We start from the raw sequence: 16,935 nt of genomic DNA on the forward strand, positions 1-16,935 counted from the left end.
TCCCCCGGCCGCCTCAGGGCTCAATACATCATCCGTGCCCCCTCGACAATATTTACTTTAAGGAAGACTATGTTGTACCGAAAACTTGGCAATACTGATATTGATGTCAGCCTAATCGGCTTGGGCACGATGACGTGGGGCGAACAAAATTCTGAATCCGACGCGCACTCGCAGATCGATTATGCGTTGGCTCACGGTGTAAATCTGGTCGATACCGCGGAAATGTATCCCGTTCCGCCCAAGCCGGAAACCCAGGGCTTGACCGAACAGTATATTGGGACCTGGCTGGCCAAAAACGGCCGCCGCGATGAAATGGTGTTAACGTCCAAAGCGGCGGGGCCGGTTTTTGATGCCAAGCGTCCTGGCCATATTCGCGGTGGGCACACGCACCATAATCGGCTAAGCCTTACCACCGCGTTGAACGACAGTTTGAAGCGGCTGCAAACTGACTACCTCGACCTTTATCAATTGCATTGGCCTGATCGCAATACCAATATGTTCGGCAAGCTGGGATATCCTGTTGACGCCGCTGACTCTCCGGAATCTGTAGCGATCGAGGAGTCCTTGTCGGTATTGGCGGATTTTGTGAAAGAAGGCAAGGTGCGCCACGTAGGTGTTTCCAACGAAACGCCATGGGGTGTGGGCCAATTTCTTAAGGCCAGTGAAACCCTGAATTTACCGCGCATTGTCAGCATCCAGAATCCGTACAACTTGTTGAACCGCACGTTCGAGATTGGCTTGTCGGAATTTTCGCATCGTGAACACGTGGGCCTGCTGGCGTACTCGCCTCTGGGATTCGGCGTTTTATCTGGCAAGTATTTGAATGACGCGCAACCGGCGAATTCGCGGCTGGCATTGTTTACGCGTTTTAGCCGTTACACCAATCCGCAAGCAAAGGCCGCGGTACAGGCTTACGTTGAACTTGCCAAGCAAGTGGGTATTAGCGCCACGCATCTGGCGCTGGCGTTCGTCAACAGCCGGCCTTTTGTCAGCAGCAACCTTATTGGTGCAACGACGCTCGAACAACTGAAAGAAAACATCGAGAGTATCTCGGTACAGTTGACCCAAGAGACGTTGGCGGCCATCGAAGCTATACACACGCTGCATCCTAATCCGGCCCCTTGACGCTGCCGCAATAATTTGCCATTACGGAATACCGGGGCTTTCGAATTTATCGATCGCCCGGGATTGCTCATGTCCCTGCACATAAAAGGGACGTGTGTGTCCTTGGTGTCAAAATGCGTCACAATAGTACTTTGGTGTTTGCTGGAGCCTGTAAGTAATGACCCGTATTGTCCTTTTCGAAAATATTCACCCTAGCGCAAAAGAAGTTTTTGCCGCAGCTGGTTTCAACGATGTTGTTTCGCATGCCTCATCGCTTCCTGTCGATGCGCTGCGCGACGCGATGCGCGGCGCCAGCGTTGTCGGCATCCGTTCCCGTACCCATCTTGATGCCGCCCTGCTGTCCGATGCCCCCGACCTGCGTGTCGTCGGCTGCTTTTGCATCGGTACCAACCAGGTCGATCTCGAAACGGCCATGCTGCACGGCGTGCCAGTGTTCAATGCACCGTTTTCCAATACGCGGTCGGTAGCCGAGATGGTGCTGGGCGAAGCGATTTTGTTGTTGCGGCGCATTCCCGAAAAAAACGACAGGGTGCATAAAGGGCACTGGGACAAAACGGCCGATGGTGCGTACGAAGCGCGTGGCAAAACGCTAGGCATTATCGGCTACGGCAACATTGGGTCGCAAGTCGGCACACTTGCAGAAGCCGCTGGCATGCGGGTTATTTTTCACGACGTGGAGGCCAAGCTGCCTTTGGGTAACGCGCGAGCCAGCACGGCGTTAAAGAAATTGCTTGCCCAGTCTGATGTCGTAACGCTTCACGTTCCTGGTGGAAACGCGACCAAGAACATCATGAATGCCAGCACCATTGCCGCCATGAAGCCCGGCTCCATCCTTATCAACGCCTCGCGCGGTACCGTCGTCGACATCGACGCTCTGCACGACGCCCTACAGTCAGGTCATTTGTCGGGGGCGGCGCTCGACGTCTTTCCAGTCGAACCGAAAAGCGCCAATGAAGGTTTGGTCAGTCCGCTGATCGGCATGCGCAATGTAATTCTTACGCCGCATATTGGTGGCAGCACCCAGGAATCTCAAGAGAACATCGGCCGTGAAGTCGCTGAAAAACTGGTGCGGTACGTATTAAGCGGAACCACCAAAGGGGCTGTCAATTTCCCTGAAATTCCTTACCAAGAGGTCGCGGGAACAGCCCGCATTCTTCACGTCCATCGGAACCTGCCTGGCGCAATGGGTACCTTAAGCAGCATGATGGCCGAGCATGGGCTCAATATTGTCAGTCAGCAGTTGCAAACCCGCGGACCGATCGGCTATGTCGTGTCAGACGTTGAAGGCAAGGTTGACGATACGGTGATTTCAGTTTTGCGCTCGCATCCCATTACCGTGCGTTGCGATCGAGTCTGATTCGAATGGCGCATTGCTGCGCGATTTCTATCTTGCCTTTGATCAATAAGCGCTAGACACAAACAAGGCCGATTCGTCGGCCTTGTTTGTTTTTTGGGTTGTCCGAACGCCTTTTTTGGTGTGACGTTAATTCATGTTTACCAGTTGTATGACATGCGTTGGCGGCTTGCCGTCATTCTGTGACGACTGTGGCAGGATGTCAGCCAGGGTATAGCGATCCAGATGCTGCAAAAACTGCTGCAGGGCGCCGTCGATGATGGCGGTAAGTGCGCATTGGCCGCCCAAGGTGCAGCTATGGCCGGTGGTGAAGCACTCTACCAACGCGAGGTCGTTTTCAGTGTCGCGCACCACTGCCCCAAGGCAGATGTCTTCCGGCGGCTTGCCTAGACGCATGCCCCCGTTCTTGCCGCGTAGGGTTTCTATCCATCCCTTTTGTGCAAGGCGATGGGTGATTTTCATTAGATGGGGCTCCGAGATCCGGTAGGCGGCGGCAATCTCGGATATGGTGCATAAGCGGTCTGGATGCTGGCCGACATACATCAGCAAGCGCATCGCGTAATCGGTCATCGTCGTCAGGCGCATGATGCCTCTGCGGTCCATCGGGAAAGCGTCAAAGGGCAAGCAAAGCAGCAGCACTCGACTTTGCCGAAACCAGAAATAGGATGCCGTACTGTCACGGTGTTTCAGGCTTAAAAGTGGCGCGAACCGGTTCGCTCGCCGAAGGCGTGGGCGCGCTATAACGGGGCCGAATCAGCAGCGGGACGAAGCGCCATAGGTATAAGCCCATCGCGAGGATCCAGCACAGAGCACCCGCTTGTAGCAACCACCCGCCGGCGTTGCTGGGCCAGAGCGCCGCCAAACGGAGGACGACGGCGGCGATCATCAGGAAATAGCTGCAAAGCATGCTGTGGTCAAGCGCCAGTGGGCGACCCAGGTGACCGAGCGCGGTGCGGGTCAGCATGCCGATGATAAGCACGGCAAACCCGCCCATACCAATAATATGCACATGTGTCGCTGAACGAGCCAGCACCCCAGTGGCCAGACCGCTTACATGAACGGCAGCGACGATCAACCCAATGCCCATGGCGCTGTAGCCCAAGTACAGTATCCAGAGCATAGGCTTGTGCAGCACAGACAAAGGCTTCCACCTGGCTGTCTGCCAAAGGCTGATGGCACCGACTAAGGCGAGGCTGCCCGCCATGTACTGATTCAGACCCACCAGCCCGAACGCAATGGCCAGCACACTTATCACCAATTGGACCTGGCCGCTCCGTACTTGCATGGGTAATTCCAGCACAGGGACCATGCGCATGGCAAAGAAGGGGATCACCCGCCGTCCTATGAGCAAGGCAATGATTGCCATGCAGATCAGGCCTAGATCAAAGCGCTGCATTAGCAAGACGTAGTCGCCTTCGAGAGCCGCTTTAAGGTATAAAATATTGACCAATCCCAGCCCGAGTATTAACCATGGCACGCCATAGTTACGGCGGCTTTTGCCTTTGATCATGACCCGCATCAAGCAGGCGGCACTAACGGTAAAGAAGGCGAATTCGGCAATCGCTGCGATCCAGAATCCTGTCGTGCCGCCAAATAAATAGCCCGCCCGTGCCATCAGCCATAGCAGGCTGACCAGGCCAAGCGCTGCGCCTTTCAATGGATTGAAACCGGTCCATGTGGCGCTAGCGGTCAGCAGGAACGCCACGGCAATTGTCGCAATGAAGCCCCACAACATTTCATGCGCATGCCAGGCAACAGCCGACAGCGGCTGCCCTATGAACTGCGGCGCAAAAATCCATAACGCAATCGACACCAATGCCCACCCGGCGCCCGCTATATACAATGGCCGGAATCCCAAACTGAGGAATGCCTTCATGCTAGGATCACGTTTAGGGCTTGGGACGTCAATCGACAGAAGACTAGACATGGGCGAGTTCCGACGGAATGCGGTCAGGTTCGTTATTCATTTGATAGCCGAACCAAAGGCTTCTGGCAATGCGCTGTGCGTACTCTTCTGCCCGCGCCGCGAGGTGCCGGTTTGGCAAGGCCTGAGTGGTTTCATGAAATAGTGCCAGCCATTGTCTGAACATATTCGCACTCAAGCCCGGCAAGGCGACATGTTTGGGCATAGGGGTGCCGGTGTATGATCCCGCGCCCAATAATAGCGACGACCAGAATTGAACCATTATTGTCAAGTGCTTGTCCCAGTCATTAATGTGCGAATTGAAGACTGGCCCTAACATGGTGTCGGCCCTGATTCGGGCATAAAAGCCGTAGACGAGCGTGGTGATTTCTTCTTCGGTGCACAATTCTGATCTGGCCATGCGGTTTTCCGTGCGAGTTATAGGCGGGGAGGTGTTGCGTCGTATCTACGCTATGATAAAGATAACTTTGAAATGTATCTTATAAAGAAAAGCATGGGCAGTCAATACCATCGCACGTGCACTGGACCGCACTATGGACGGCTGGGTTCCGCGATGCTTCAATAAACAATAGGGCTTTACTATTTGTAAGTGGCTCGGCTATGATAATTGGTTATACCTCGTTCGTATTAAGACGCTTACAATATCGCTTAGGTAGTTGTGTCTACGGGGCGTTCGTTTATATCTAGACCTTATGCCTACCAAATTTCCATTGCCAGCGTCCTTGTCTTGCGTCGTTCCTTGCCTGAACGAGGAAGCGAATCTAAACGTCCTGATTCCCGGCTTGATCGCCGTGCTGAAAACGCTCGCGCCCGTTTATGAAATTATCGTCGTCGACGATGGCAGCACCGATGCCACCTCGGATACGATGGAGCGCTGGGCCACCCTATATCCGCAAATTGTCTACCAGCAACTTTCCCGTAATTTCGGGAAAGAAGCTGCACTGACCGCTGGCCTGGAAGCCGCTAGGGGTAAAGTGGTGGTATGCATGGATGCCGACTTGCAGCATCCGCCGGCTCTTATCCCCCAGATGGTCGAACGGTGGCAAGAAGGTGTGGAAATGATCTACGCAGTGCGCTCGACCCGCGACGACGAATCTCTGTTCAAGCGCTGGGGTACTCGGCTGTTCTATAAGTTGATGCGCACCTCCAGCGGGCTCGAGGTTCCCGAGAACGCGGGCGATTTCCGCCTGATGGATCGGGCTGTCGTTGACGCCTTGCTTATGTTGCCGGAAAGAAACCGCTTCATGAAAGGGCTTTTTGCGTGGGTCGGGTTTCGCTCCGAGCCCTTGCTGTACACCCCGCCAGACCGCTTGTATGGCAAATCGTCATTCAAGCCTTTAAGGTTGTTGCACTTCGCTATAGACGGCATCACCGCTTTCACAACGTGGCCATTGCGGCTATTAAGCCTAATTGGTGTCGGCTTGTCATTGTTATCATTCGCCTATGGTCTGATCATACTTGTCGCGCATTTTCTCTACGGCGACGAGGTTCAAGGCTGGACTACTCTGATCACCGTTGTACTTTTCTTCGCGGGAGTTCAGCTCATTTCGGTCGGAGTGGTCGGAGAATACATAGGGCGTATCTTTAACGAAGTAAAAAATCGCCCTGTATATTTAAAGCGGCGGCAGGTGGGCGAGGGCTTGGGTTCAAAAGCCGTCGACGACGTCAAGCTGGCAGTAGTACCCAACGATGATAAAGCGCCTTCTGCACTTCGAAGGCATAGGTAAGTTCCGCGAAGGCCCCGACGCTGGCCAGGCAGCTGCAGCTGTCACCCGAACTACATTTCTGAGTTATCCGTATGCAGCCAGTATCAGACGTCCCGTTGGCGGGGCCAAGCACCGCCGGCATAAGCAGGCCTCTATTGTTACTCTCGAAAACGCTTGAGGTTCAATCAACCGGGGTCGTCGCTGCCTTTACGTTTTTATGGCTAGTTGCAACTACCGGCCTATACCCGTTATTGTTGCCCGACGAGGGCCGCTATGTCGGCGTTGCGTGGAGCATGCTGAGCGATGACCAGTATTCTGTACCACGGTTGAACGGCTTACCTTTTTTTCATAAGCCGCCGCTGTTTTACTGGCTTACCGCTTTTGCGCTGGATGTTTTCGGGGTTAATGAATGGGCCGCCCGTCTGGCTTCCGCGTGCTCGGCGACCTTGATGGTGACCTTGCTTTTCTGGTTTCTGAAGGAATATGTTAATCAACGCGTAGCCATTGTCGCTGCACTGATCCTGGCAACCCAGCCGCTGTTTTTTGGCGGCTCGCATTATGCCAACCTTGACATGACGGTGGCTGCACTGATTACCGCTACGACGATCACGGGTGCTGTAGCGATATTCAAGTACGAAAGCCAGGCGCCATATCGTTTTGTCCTTACGTTGGCATATGCACTGGCGGCGGCGGCCTTTCTGGCCAAGGGTCTGATCGGTGTGGTGCTGCCTGGTGGCATACTGTTTTTCTGGCTACTGTGGCGGCGCCGTTTCGCGACGATGTGGCGCATGGTCTCGTTGCCTGGGATTGCCGTATTCTTGTTGCTTGCACTGCCCTGGATGATATATATGCAGCAGCGTTATCCGGGATTCTTTGACTACTACATTGTGTATCAGCACTTCTACCGGTTTATGGAGAAAGGGTTTAACAACGCCCGCCCGATCTGGTTTTATGTGCCCGTACTGCTGGGCTTGACTCTACCCTGGTCGATCCAGCTGTGGCGAGTGGCTAAGCATAGGTGGCACGAAAATGGCCGTGATGCTGCCGTACGCGGCCTGATGTTGTCCTGGCTGCTAGTGGTGCTGGTTTTCTTTTCGATTCCGAACTCCAAGCTCATTGGCTATATCATTCCTTGTCTTGTTCCCCTGGCCTATTTCATTGCCGAGCCGTTCGCATTCAGAATGCGGGAAGGGCATGGCCTGGATCCCCCGAAGGGATTTTTTTGGTCTTTGATCGTGGCGATAGCAATATGCATGACGGCGGTTGTCGTCATGATTGTGAATCCTCAGCAAAGTACTAAGGGGCTCGCATATAAACTCAAAGGCCATTACCAGCCGAACGACGAAATCGTCATGCTGGAGCGTTATCGCTATGATCTCGATTTCTATCTTGGTACTGGTAAAGCAGCTATGGTTGTCTTGGACTGGGACGATCCCGAAATCAAGAAGTCCGATAACTGGAGCCGGGAGCTTTTCGACGCGGGCTTGTTCGATCCTGAGACTGCCTCGCAATTATTGATCCGGCCCCAACAGCTGACCAATAAGTTGTGCAGTGACCGCAGCATCGACCTATGGCTGGTGGGCGACATCAATAGGGCAGCGCGCCATGAATATCTGCGCGACGTACCAGTCGCGCTGGATGACGGTAAACTGCGCGCATGGCATATACCAGCGGGTCCTGCACTTAGCTTTTGTGCCGAAATGCCCAGGCCCGGCCCAGGATAAAGGTCATACCGGCTATCCCTATTAATATCAGGGCCAGCAAGGCATCGTAGGGCAGGGTGGTGGCATGCAGCAGCCATGCGTAAGCCAGTTCGTTCACCCCGAAGCCCAAGGCGGACACGGCAAAGAATCGTCTTGCGGCCTGTACCAGCGGCGCTCGCTGCTGTCGGAACGTAAGCAGGAAATGGCCGGAAAACGAAACACAGAACGCTACGAGCCAGCCAACAATGTTTGCCAGCAAGGGGCGCATTCCGCTAGCGGACACTGCGCCGACCACGACCAGCCAATGGGTCACAGAAGCGGCAAAACCCACCGCCACAAACCATCCCACTTGTCTGATAAGTTTTTGCATTATTTGTATTTCCGGAGGCAGTCGTGGTCGAGGTTAAGAATAAGCGCATCGTAATATGTGCCGACGATTTTGGCATGAATGCCGCCGTTGACGAAGGCATATTAGAGCTTGCCCGGCTGGGGCGGCTGAATGCGACCAGCTGTCTCGTCGACGGCAGCACATTTTCTGGCAATGCCGCTCGCTTGCGTGCCAGCGGCCTGCAACTTGGTCTACATCTGAATTTCACCGAATCGTTGGGTCAGCCCGGACTATACCTGCCCGTGTCACGGTTAATTTTGCGTACCTGGACCGGGCGTATGGACGTTTCGCGGTGCAGGGATCAAATAGCACATCAGCTTGACCGCTTCGAGGCCGTCATCGGCCGTCCACCCGATTTTGTCGACGGCCACCAGCATATTCATCAGTTTCCTCAAATTCGCGGGCTGCTGCTGGAAGAACTTAAGTCGCGCTTTGCCGGCTCGCTTCCGTGGTTGCGCTATACCGGTGCCGGTTCGATGTCGGGGTCAGGCCTGCGCTTGCGTATCAAGGCATGGATTATCCAAGTATTGGGCGCCCACGCTTTTGCCAAAGCAGCACGACGCCAGTCCTTCGCCACCAATCGGGCATTTCTGGGAGTCTACGACTTCAGCGGTGGCGAGCCTGCTTATAGCGGACTACTGCGTAACTGGCTTCAACAGGCCCGCGATGGTGACCTGATCATGTGCCATCCCGCGTGCCAGGTCGTTGCTCGCGACGCCTTAGGGCGTCAGCGCCAAGCGGAGTTCGACGTGCTGCGTAGTGATGCCGCTGGTACGTGGCTAAAGGAATATGGCGTCGTCCTTGCCTAAGATTCGGGCGGTGTCGTGCTGCCGGCGCCCAGCGCCCGCTGCATGAAGACGACGTCGATCCACTGATTGAATTTGAAGCCGGTAGCGACCTGAGTTCCCGCGTGGGCAAATCCCATGCTGCGGTGCAGACCAATCGAGCCCTGATTGTTCGTGCCGGCAATCACGGCAATCATCTGACGCCATGGGCCTTGTTCGCATCGTTCAATAAGGGCAGACAGTAACGCCTTTCCATAACCTTGCCCCGAGTGCCTTGGGTCCAGGTAAATGGAATTTTCGATGGTGTAGCGGTAGGCGATACGCGGGCGGTATTGCGACGCATAGCAATAGCCGACGACTTCGGTGCCCAACACGGCAACCAGATACGGCATGCCACAGGCCAGCACATTGGCCCTGCGCGCCAGCATGTCGTCGAGGGTTGGGGGTTCCTCTTCGAAAGTTGCCGTACTATGCAAGATGTGGTGCGTATAAATGCGCTGAACGTCAGCCATATCGCCGGGTAAGGCGTCGCGAATGATCAACGCAGTACGGGGCTGCGCTGCGGTGCTTAGGGCGGCTGGCCCGGCCACTTGCGCGATGTTGGCGGCGGTCATACTATTTTCCTCTATCGATATCCTCGCTAGTATAAACATCAGGAGTTCTAAATGTCTGTTCCCATCAACTCAATTACCGATTCCTTTGCCGTCGCTCCGCAGTTGGCTCCCGAAGACATGCAGGCGGTGGCCGATGCGGGCTTTAAAAGCGTGATTATCAACCGCCCCGACATGGAAGGCGGCCCAGATCAACCCACTTCAGCCGATGTCATCGCCGCTGCACAGCGTGCCGGTCTTGCCGTGGAGTATCAACCGGTAGTCAGTGGCGCCATGACGCCTGACGACGTAGCGCGATTTGCGGTATTGCTTAAAGAATTGCCCGCGCCGGTCCTGGCTTATTGCCGTACAGGCACGCGCTGCACCCACTTGTTCAAGGCGGCCAGCAGTCTTTGATCTAGGTCAATTTCGCCGGTCCAGACCCCTGTTTTTTATCGTCACTTGCGGTTAAGCTTTACATATCCGATAACAAAAGGGGGCAATGCTATGTTCAAGAAAATACTCATTCCTACTGACGGCTCGGCTCTGTCCGCACAGGCTGCCAATAAGGGGGTGTGTTTCGCCCGCGAAATCGGTGCCGAAATCGTGGCACTTTATGTAACTCAACCATTTGCCGCGACGGTTGGATTCGATGGTATGGCCGCCGCCTATGCGATCACCGACGAAGATTACGACAAGACCGCGCATGAACAGGCTCAAAAATACCTGAAAGCCGTGCTTGATCGCGCTGCCACCGCGGGCGTCAAGGCGACCGGCAAAGCGGTATCGAACTTTAACGTAGCCGATGGGCTGGTCCAGGCCGCCGAAGAAGAACGCTGCGACCTCATCTTTATCGGCAGTCACGGCCGTAGCGGTTTATCGCGTTTATTGCTAGGTAGCGTAACCGTCAAGGTGCTGGGGCTGGCAAAAACCGCCGTTCTGGTTTATCGCGTTAAAGAAGGCGATAAAACCTAGGCTCAAGGTCCAAGCACACCACAACCGCCGGCATGGCGGTTTTTTTTGACTCGGCTACGTAAGCGGGTGCGCGTTCAGTGTGTCGGGCAGACGCCGGTTACACCGGAGCGCTGGACTTCGGAGTCAGGCGCTCTTTGTTTTGGCTTATGGCCTCGACGACGATTTCACTAAGTGCCATGTCGCCTTCGCGTCCGTCTGGGTGGGCTTCCAAAAAGCGCAACATGCTGATCCGCATCCTGGGCTCCCAGAATTTCTGGATGTGGTTGGCAATGCCTTCGAGCCCTTCCGCACGATCGGGCATGGCTTCAAAAAAACTACCGATACGATTGGCAAGGCGAATTAGATGTTCGACGTTATTCAAGGCTGACCTCTTCAGTATTCAGGTATTCCGGATGGCTGTACACCGTGAACGAATCGTCGCGGGCGAAACCGGCAAGCATCACGTTCAGCTCACTGGCCATATTTACCGCATAAGTGGTCGCGGCCGAAACGGCCACGAGCACCGACATGCCAGCCGCCGCCGCTTTCTGGACCATTTCGAAGCTGGCGCGGCTGGAAATAATCGCTATGCCGCCGGTGGTATCAACCGAGGTGCGCAGCAAATGGCCGATTAGTTTGTCGAGCGCATTGTGTCGCCCGACGTCTTCGCGTACGTAGAGCACATCGCCTGCGCTGCTGGACCAGCCAGCAGCATGGGTCGCACCCGTCAGCAGATGGAGCGGTTGCCTGGCACGTAGTTGTTGCGCCGCCTGCGCGATGGCAGTGGCGTCGTAGGCGAGCGTCGGAGCCGGCAGCGGTTGCAGCGTGCGACGCACTTCATCCAGGCTTTCTATGCCGCACAGTCCACAGCCCGTGCGGCCAGCCAGGCTGCGTCGGCGCAGCTTCAGTTCGCTTACGCAAGCGCTGGCGATCGTCGCTTGTATGATGAAGCCTTTTGCAGTCTCTGCGATTTCCAGGTCGTATAGATCGCGGGCAGACCGAATAATGCCTTCCGTGAAAGAGAAGCCCAATGCCAGGTCTTCAAGATCGGTAGGGGTCGCCAGCAGCGTCGCGTGGCTGATGCCGTTGTATTCGAGGGCAACCGCAATCTCTTGCGCAATTTCGTCTGGTTCGGCGTAGCACGGTGCATGTCGGCCCGCTCGTGTCACGCGATACGAACTGTGACCCGTCGCGAGCGGCTCGTCGCTGGGCGCCAGAGGCAGAGAGAGGTCGGCGGTAGACAATTCTATTCCTGTGAAGTTGCTGCTGTGACAGGTTCAGGCGCTGCTTCAGGCTTGATAGCAGGATTCGGTTCCTTTGTCGGTTCGGGCGCTGGCATGCCTTCGCGCTGACGTTGTGCGAGTAAATTCTGCTGAATGTCGCTAAAGCGCGACCAGTTTGCCTGCCACTTCGAGGGTTCCGTGACGAGTCTGGCCTGCACAGCAGTGACTTTGTATTCGGGGCAGTCGGTCGCCCAGTCGGTGCTGTCGGTCGTGACAACGTTGGCTCCGGATTCGGGAAAGTGGAATGTTGTGTAGACCACCCCTGGCTGCACCCGCTCGGTTACCGTGGCGCGCAGCACCGTCTCGCCCGCCCGGCTTTGTATGGCGACCATGTCGCCTTCACGAATGCCACGATCTTCGGCGTCGTGCGGATGGATTTCCAGCCGATCTTCGCTATGCCATAAAACATTGGGCGTCCGGCGGGTTTGAGCCCCGACGTTGTACTGCGACAGGATGCGGCCGGTGGTCAGCAGCAGCGGGAATTTGCGTGTACTGCGTTCATCGCTGGGAACATACTTGGTGATCACGAACTTGCCTTTACCGCGCACGAAATGGTCCACGTGCATGATGGGGGTGCCTTCGGGGGCGTCGGCATTGCACGGCCACTGCACGCTGCCGCCCAGTTCGTCGATTTTCTTGAAAGAAACCCCTGCGAACGTAGGAGTCAGGCGGGCGATTTCATCCATGATTTCACTGGCATGGCCATAGTTCATTGGGTAGCCCAGAGCATTGGACAATGCGCAGGTAACTTCCCAGTCAGCCATTCCGGCTTTTGGCTTCATTACCTGCCGAACCCGCGAAATACGGCGTTCGGCATTGGTAAACGTGCCGTCTTTTTCGAGAAAAGATGAACCCGGCAAAAAGACGTGCGCGTACTTGGCGGTTTCGTTGAGAAAAATATCCTGGACGATGACGCATTCCATCGACGCCAACGCTTTGGCAACATGCTGGCTGTTGGGGTCTGATTGAACGAGGTCTTCACCCTGGCAATACAGCCCTTTGAACGAGCCGCTAATGGCTGCATCGAACATATTCGGTATGCGCAAGCCTGGTTCAGCTTGCAGTGTCACACCCCAGTCCTGTTCGAACTGGTTGCGAACGATAGCGTCTGAAATATGACGATAGCCTGTGAGTTCGTGTGGGAAGGATCCCATGTCGCAGGAACCCTGAACATTGTTTTGACCGCGCAGTGGATTAACGCCGACGCCTTCACGGCCCAAATTGCCGGTTGCCATGGCAAGGTTGGCAATCGCCATCACGGTTGTGGATCCCTGGCTGTGCTCAGTGACACCAAGCCCATAGTAGATCGAGCCGTTGCCATGGGTCGCGAATAGCCGGCTGGCCGCCCGCAGGTCTTGTGCCGATACCCCTGTGATCGGTTCCATCGCTTCAGGGGAATTTTCAGGTGAGGACACGAATTCGCGCCATTGTTCAAACGCGGCTTGCTCGCAACGTTCGGCGACGAAGGCTTCGTCGATGAGGCCTTCGGTTGCAATGACATGAGCCATGGAGGTCAGCAAGGCAGTGTTGGTGCCGGGCCTGACAGGCAAATGATAGTCGGCCTTGACGTGCGGGGCATTGACCAGCTGGATCTGGCGCGGATCAATGACGATGAGCTTGGCGCCTTCGCGCAGGCGACGTTTCATGCGTGACGCAAACACGGGATGGGCTTCAGTGGGATTCGCCCCCATGACGATGATGACGTCGCTGTGCATGACCGAGTCAAAAGTCTGGGTGCCGGCCGATTCGCCCAAGGTGGTTTTCAGGCCATAGCCTGTGGGGGAATGGCATACCCTGGCGCAGGTGTCGACGTTATTCGTGCCTAATGCGGCGCGCACCAGCTTTTGCACAAGATAAGCTTCTTCGTTGGTGCACCGCGACGACGTGATGCCCCCGATGGAATCGCGGCCGTAGGTAGCCTGTAAGCGTTTGAGTTCCGATGCCGCGTAGCCTATGGCTTCTTCCCAGCTGACCTCGCGCCATGGCTGCGAAATGTCGCTGCGTATCATGGGCTTGAGCATGCGATCGGCGTGGGTTGCGTAACCCCAGGCAAAGCGTCCTTTTACACAAGAATGGCCATGGTTGGCTTTGCCTTCCTTCCAGGGAACCATGCGCACGACTTCCTGGCCTTTCATTTCTGCCTTGAAGGCGCAGCCCACACCACAGTAGGCGCAAGTGGTGATAACTGAGTGTTCGGCCTGGCCCATTTCTATGATGGACTTTTCGGTCAAGGACGTCGTGGGACATGCCTGCACACAGGCCCCACAGGAAACGCAATCGCTTTTCAGGAACGGTTCGCTCTGACCTGCCGTAATGCGTGAATTAAATCCGCGACCGGTAATGGTGAGCGCGTACGTACCTTGAATTTCGTCGCAAGCGCGCACGCAGCGGCTGCATACAATGCATTTGGACGGATCATATGCAAAATAAGGGTTCGATTCGTCAGTCGGATCGGACCGATGATTGGCGCCGTCAAAACCGTAGCGTACATTGCGCAGGCCCACCACGCCGGCCATATCTTGTAGTTCACAATCGCCATTGGCAGGACAGGTCAAGCAATCGAGGGGGTGGTCCGAAATATAGAGTTCCATGACCCCGCGACGCAACTGATGTAATTTAGGCGTTTCGGTCCAGATGACCATGCCGGCTTCCACGGGCGTCGTACACGAAGCAGGGTAGCCGCGCCGGCCGTCGATTTGCACCAGGCATAGCCGGCAGGAGCCAAACGCGTCAAGGCTGTCGGTGGCACATAGCTTGGGAATATTAATGCCGGCCTCAGCGGCGGCGCGCATGACGGAAGTGCCCTCGGCGACCTTGACCGGCGTGCCGTCGATGGTGATGTCGACGGTAAGCGTACTGGTCGAGGCGGGGGTGCCAAAATCACGATCACGTTTGACAACAGTTTCGAGCATGGTGGGCTCCGTCAGTCGACGACTTCGGTGGTCGTGCTGGTGCGCGGCAAACCGAAGTCCTCGGGGAAATGGTTCAAGGCCGACAAGACCGGGTATGGTGTCATGCCGCCCAAGGCACAAAGCGAGCCGGCCAACATGGTGTCGCACAGGTCGCGCAATAAATAAACGTGTTCTTCACGTTGTTCGTTGTGGCGGATTTTGTTGATGACTTCGGTGCCACGGACGGCGCCGATGCGACAGGGCGTACATTTTCCGCAGGATTCGATGGCACAGAAGGCCATCGCGTATTCGGCCATTTCGGACATGTCGACGGTTTCGTCGAAAGCGACCAGTCCACCATGGCCCACCATGGCAGAGATACCAATATACGCTTCGTAGTCCAGGGGAACATCCCACTGTGATTCGGGCAGATAGGCGCCCAGTGGCCCGCCCACTTGAACCGCCCGTAGCGGCCGCCCGCTGGCGCTGCCGCCCCCAAAGCCATAGAGCAAATCGCGCAAACTGAGACCGAAAGCTTTTTCGACCAGCCCGCCATGCTTGATGTTGCCGGCAAGCTGAAAAGGCAAGGTTCCCCTGGAGCGGCCCATGCCGTAATCCCGATAGAAGCCGGCTCCGCGTGCGAGGATGATAGGCACGGTGGCCAGCGAAATAACATTGTTGATTACCGTCGGTTTACCGAAAAGGCCACGTATTGCGGGAAGCGGCGGCTTTGCGCGAACTAGCCCACGCTTGCCCTCCAGGCTTTCCAGTAACGAGGTTTCTTCGCCACAAATGTAGGCGCCAGCGCCTTGCCGCACTTCAAGGTCGAACGCGTGGTCGCTGCCCCGTATGTTGCGACCCAGCCATCCGGCCGCACGGGCGTGGGCGATGGCGTCTTCCAGGGTAGAAATCGCCAGTGGGTATTCGGAGCGGACATAGATATAGCCGTAGGTGGCTTGTGTGGCCAGGCCGGCGATCGCCATGCCCTCTATCAGTGCATAGGGATCGCCTTCCATGAGCATACGATCAGAAAACGTGCCGGAATCGCCCTCATCGGCATTGCACACGATGTATTTTTGATCGGCATCGGTGACCAGCACTGTTTTCCACTTGATACCGGTTGGGAAGGCTGCACCGCCGCGCCCACGCAGTCCGGACTCCACGACTTCATCAACGATGGCCGCTGGCGTCATGGACAAGGCTTTTTCAAGCCCCTGAAATCCGCCGTGAGCCTGGTACTCGAAGATGCTTAAGGGGTCGGTTACGCCTACCCGGGCGAAAGTAAGTCGCTCCTGGTTTTTAAGGTAAGGGATTTCTTCGGTCAGCCCATGGAATAACGGATGAGGCCCGCCGTGTAACCAGTCGGCTTCGAACAAGCTGACCACATCAGTGACATCGACCGGACCATATGCCACGCGTCCGGAAGGGGTTTGAACTTCCACGAGGGTTTCAAGCCATAGCAAGCCGCGCGACCCATTGCGCACGATGTCAACGTTGAGCTCGCGACGTTGTGCTTCCTGTTCGATGGCGTTGACCACGTCCTCGGCGCCTACCGCGACGGCGGCGGTGTCGCGTGGGATATATAGGCGAATAGCGTGATTCATGTTCATAACACTTTTTCCTGCAACAGCGCATCGAGCTTTGCCGGCGTCATCCTGGCATAAGGCCGTCCATTGATCATGACGGCAGGTGATTGCGCGCACAAACCCAGGCAGTAAACGGGTTGGAGGCTGACGCTACCGCTGCGGCTGGTGCTGTGGAAGTCGCAGCCGAGTATCTGTTTGGCGTGGTCCGCCAGCGCATTGCCGCCCATGGACTGACAGGATTCTGCGCGGCAGACTTCAAGCACCACCGGGGCGAGCGGAGTGTCGCGAAAATGGGGGTAAAAACTGATGACACCATGAATTTCCGCACGGGATAGCTGCAGGGCGGAGGCCAGCATAGGAACGACCGACGCCGGAATGTAGCCGAGCGCATGCTGTACGCCGTGCAGAATAGGAAGCAAACTGCCGGCCTGACCTTCATAACGTTTCAGTACCTGAAGCACCAGCACCTGGGTGCTTTCCGGGATGGCCTGCGACTGCGGCTTATCGGTCGCCATATGCGCACCCGTATCCGTGACAGTAGGAGTTGAAGGATTCATGGTCGTCTCGCATATGCTTAGATTTGCATATATATAATCGTTGTATTCCTGTAATCTACTCGGGATAACTGATTATTTCAATAGGCAAA

General features: G+C 55.9%; 17 protein-coding genes. 7 read left to right on the forward strand and 10 right to left on the reverse strand.

Going from position 1 to position 16,935, the window contains the following annotated elements; translation table 11 throughout:
- The first annotated feature begins 69 nt into the window (after window positions 1-69).
- Both EKL30_RS16270 and serA read left to right on the forward strand, forming a co-directional pair.
- Window positions 70-1,125, forward strand: coding sequence for an NADP(H)-dependent aldo-keto reductase (locus tag EKL30_RS16270; RefSeq protein ID WP_126708293.1), 1,056 nt, complete (start codon window positions 70-72; stop codon window positions 1,123-1,125).
- Window positions 1,126-1,282: 157 nt separating this feature from the next.
- On the forward strand, window positions 1,283-2,482 hold the full coding sequence (gene serA, locus EKL30_RS16275) for a phosphoglycerate dehydrogenase (RefSeq protein ID WP_126708294.1): 1,200 nt from the start codon (window positions 1,283-1,285) through the stop codon (window positions 2,480-2,482).
- 126 nt (window positions 2,483-2,608) lie between these two features.
- On the opposite strand, the gene EKL30_RS16280 is transcribed toward serA, so the two are convergent.
- The 3 genes from EKL30_RS16280 to EKL30_RS16290 all read right to left on the reverse strand — a co-directional run bounded on the left by EKL30_RS16280 (window position 2,609) and on the right by EKL30_RS16290 (window position 4,803).
- The gene (locus tag EKL30_RS16280) at window positions 2,609-3,064 is read right to left on the reverse strand and encodes an Rrf2 family transcriptional regulator (protein WP_126708295.1); all 456 of its coding nucleotides are present in this window, start codon (window positions 3,062-3,064) and stop codon (window positions 2,609-2,611) included.
- A gap of 91 nt (window positions 3,065-3,155) precedes the next feature.
- The gene (locus EKL30_RS16285; protein ID WP_126708296.1) at window positions 3,156-4,406 is read right to left on the reverse strand and encodes an NnrS family protein; all 1,251 of its coding nucleotides are present in this window, start codon (window positions 4,404-4,406) and stop codon (window positions 3,156-3,158) included.
- A complete protein-coding gene (locus tag EKL30_RS16290; RefSeq protein WP_126708297.1) occupies window positions 4,399-4,803 on the reverse strand; it encodes a group III truncated hemoglobin in 405 nt (134 codons plus the stop codon). Before EKL30_RS16290 ends, EKL30_RS16285 begins: the two co-directional genes overlap by 8 nt.
- A gap of 292 nt (window positions 4,804-5,095) precedes the next feature.
- Between EKL30_RS16290 and EKL30_RS16295 the strand changes: the two genes are divergently transcribed.
- A complete protein-coding gene (locus EKL30_RS16295; RefSeq protein ID WP_126708298.1) occupies window positions 5,096-6,130 on the forward strand; it encodes a glycosyltransferase family 2 protein in 1,035 nt (344 codons plus the stop codon).
- Window positions 6,131-6,264: 134 nt separating this feature from the next.
- Entirely contained in the window at window positions 6,265-7,833 is a 1,569-nt protein-coding gene (locus EKL30_RS16300; protein ID WP_158618433.1) for a glycosyltransferase family 39 protein, read from the forward strand.
- On the opposite strand, the gene EKL30_RS16305 is transcribed toward EKL30_RS16300, so the two are convergent.
- Window positions 7,793-8,182, reverse strand: coding sequence for a GtrA family protein (locus tag EKL30_RS16305; protein ID WP_126708300.1), 390 nt, complete (start codon window positions 8,180-8,182; stop codon window positions 7,793-7,795). The two genes, EKL30_RS16300 and EKL30_RS16305, sit on opposite strands and share 41 nt — an antisense overlap.
- A gap of 23 nt (window positions 8,183-8,205) precedes the next feature.
- On the opposite strand from EKL30_RS16305, the gene EKL30_RS16310 reads away from it, so the two are divergent.
- Window positions 8,206-9,009: a ChbG/HpnK family deacetylase gene (locus EKL30_RS16310; protein WP_233583194.1), complete on the forward strand. Its 804-nt coding sequence runs from the start codon at window positions 8,206-8,208 to the stop codon at window positions 9,007-9,009.
- Here EKL30_RS16310 and EKL30_RS16315 read toward each other — a convergent pair.
- Entirely contained in the window at window positions 9,006-9,599 is a 594-nt protein-coding gene (locus EKL30_RS16315; RefSeq protein ID WP_126708302.1) for a GNAT family N-acetyltransferase, read from the reverse strand. The genes EKL30_RS16310 and EKL30_RS16315 overlap by 4 nt on opposite strands.
- A gap of 51 nt (window positions 9,600-9,650) precedes the next feature.
- On the opposite strand from EKL30_RS16315, the gene EKL30_RS16320 reads away from it, so the two are divergent.
- Together EKL30_RS16320 and EKL30_RS16325 are read left to right on the forward strand one after the other, a co-directional pair.
- Window positions 9,651-9,992, forward strand: a complete 342-nt coding sequence (locus EKL30_RS16320) for a TIGR01244 family sulfur transferase (RefSeq protein ID WP_126708303.1) — start codon at window positions 9,651-9,653, stop codon at window positions 9,990-9,992.
- A gap of 90 nt (window positions 9,993-10,082) precedes the next feature.
- On the forward strand, window positions 10,083-10,550 hold the full coding sequence (locus EKL30_RS16325; protein ID WP_126708304.1) for a universal stress protein: 468 nt from the start codon (window positions 10,083-10,085) through the stop codon (window positions 10,548-10,550).
- A 97-nt stretch (window positions 10,551-10,647) separates the two neighbouring features.
- On the opposite strand, the gene EKL30_RS16330 is transcribed toward EKL30_RS16325, so the two are convergent.
- From EKL30_RS16330 to EKL30_RS16350, 5 genes are read right to left on the reverse strand one after another with little or no spacing between them, the layout of a single operon-like run.
- A complete protein-coding gene (locus tag EKL30_RS16330) occupies window positions 10,648-10,911 on the reverse strand; it encodes a formate dehydrogenase subunit delta (protein ID WP_126708305.1) in 264 nt (87 codons plus the stop codon).
- On the reverse strand, window positions 10,904-11,773 hold the full coding sequence (gene fdhD / locus EKL30_RS16335; RefSeq protein WP_126708306.1) for a formate dehydrogenase accessory sulfurtransferase FdhD: 870 nt from the start codon (window positions 11,771-11,773) through the stop codon (window positions 10,904-10,906). The genes EKL30_RS16330 and fdhD overlap by 8 nt, the downstream gene beginning before the upstream one ends.
- A gap of 2 nt (window positions 11,774-11,775) precedes the next feature.
- Window positions 11,776-14,724 carry a formate dehydrogenase subunit alpha gene (gene fdhF, locus EKL30_RS16340; protein ID WP_126708307.1) on the reverse strand — a complete coding sequence of 983 codons (2,949 nt, stop codon included), beginning with the start codon at window positions 14,722-14,724 and terminating at the stop codon, window positions 11,776-11,778.
- A gap of 11 nt (window positions 14,725-14,735) precedes the next feature.
- On the reverse strand, window positions 14,736-16,307 hold the full coding sequence (locus EKL30_RS16345) for a formate dehydrogenase beta subunit (RefSeq protein WP_370246281.1): 1,572 nt from the start codon (window positions 16,305-16,307) through the stop codon (window positions 14,736-14,738).
- A gap of 2 nt (window positions 16,308-16,309) precedes the next feature.
- Window positions 16,310-16,846 (reverse strand): formate dehydrogenase subunit gamma, encoded by a 537-nt coding sequence (locus EKL30_RS16350; RefSeq protein WP_126708309.1) that lies wholly within the window; start codon window positions 16,844-16,846, stop codon window positions 16,310-16,312.
- Window positions 16,847-16,935: the final 89 nt, after the last annotated feature.

Source organism: Candidimonas sp. SYP-B2681 (assembly GCF_003971065.1).
Classification (GTDB): Bacteria; Pseudomonadota; Gammaproteobacteria; order Burkholderiales; family Burkholderiaceae_B; genus Pollutimonas.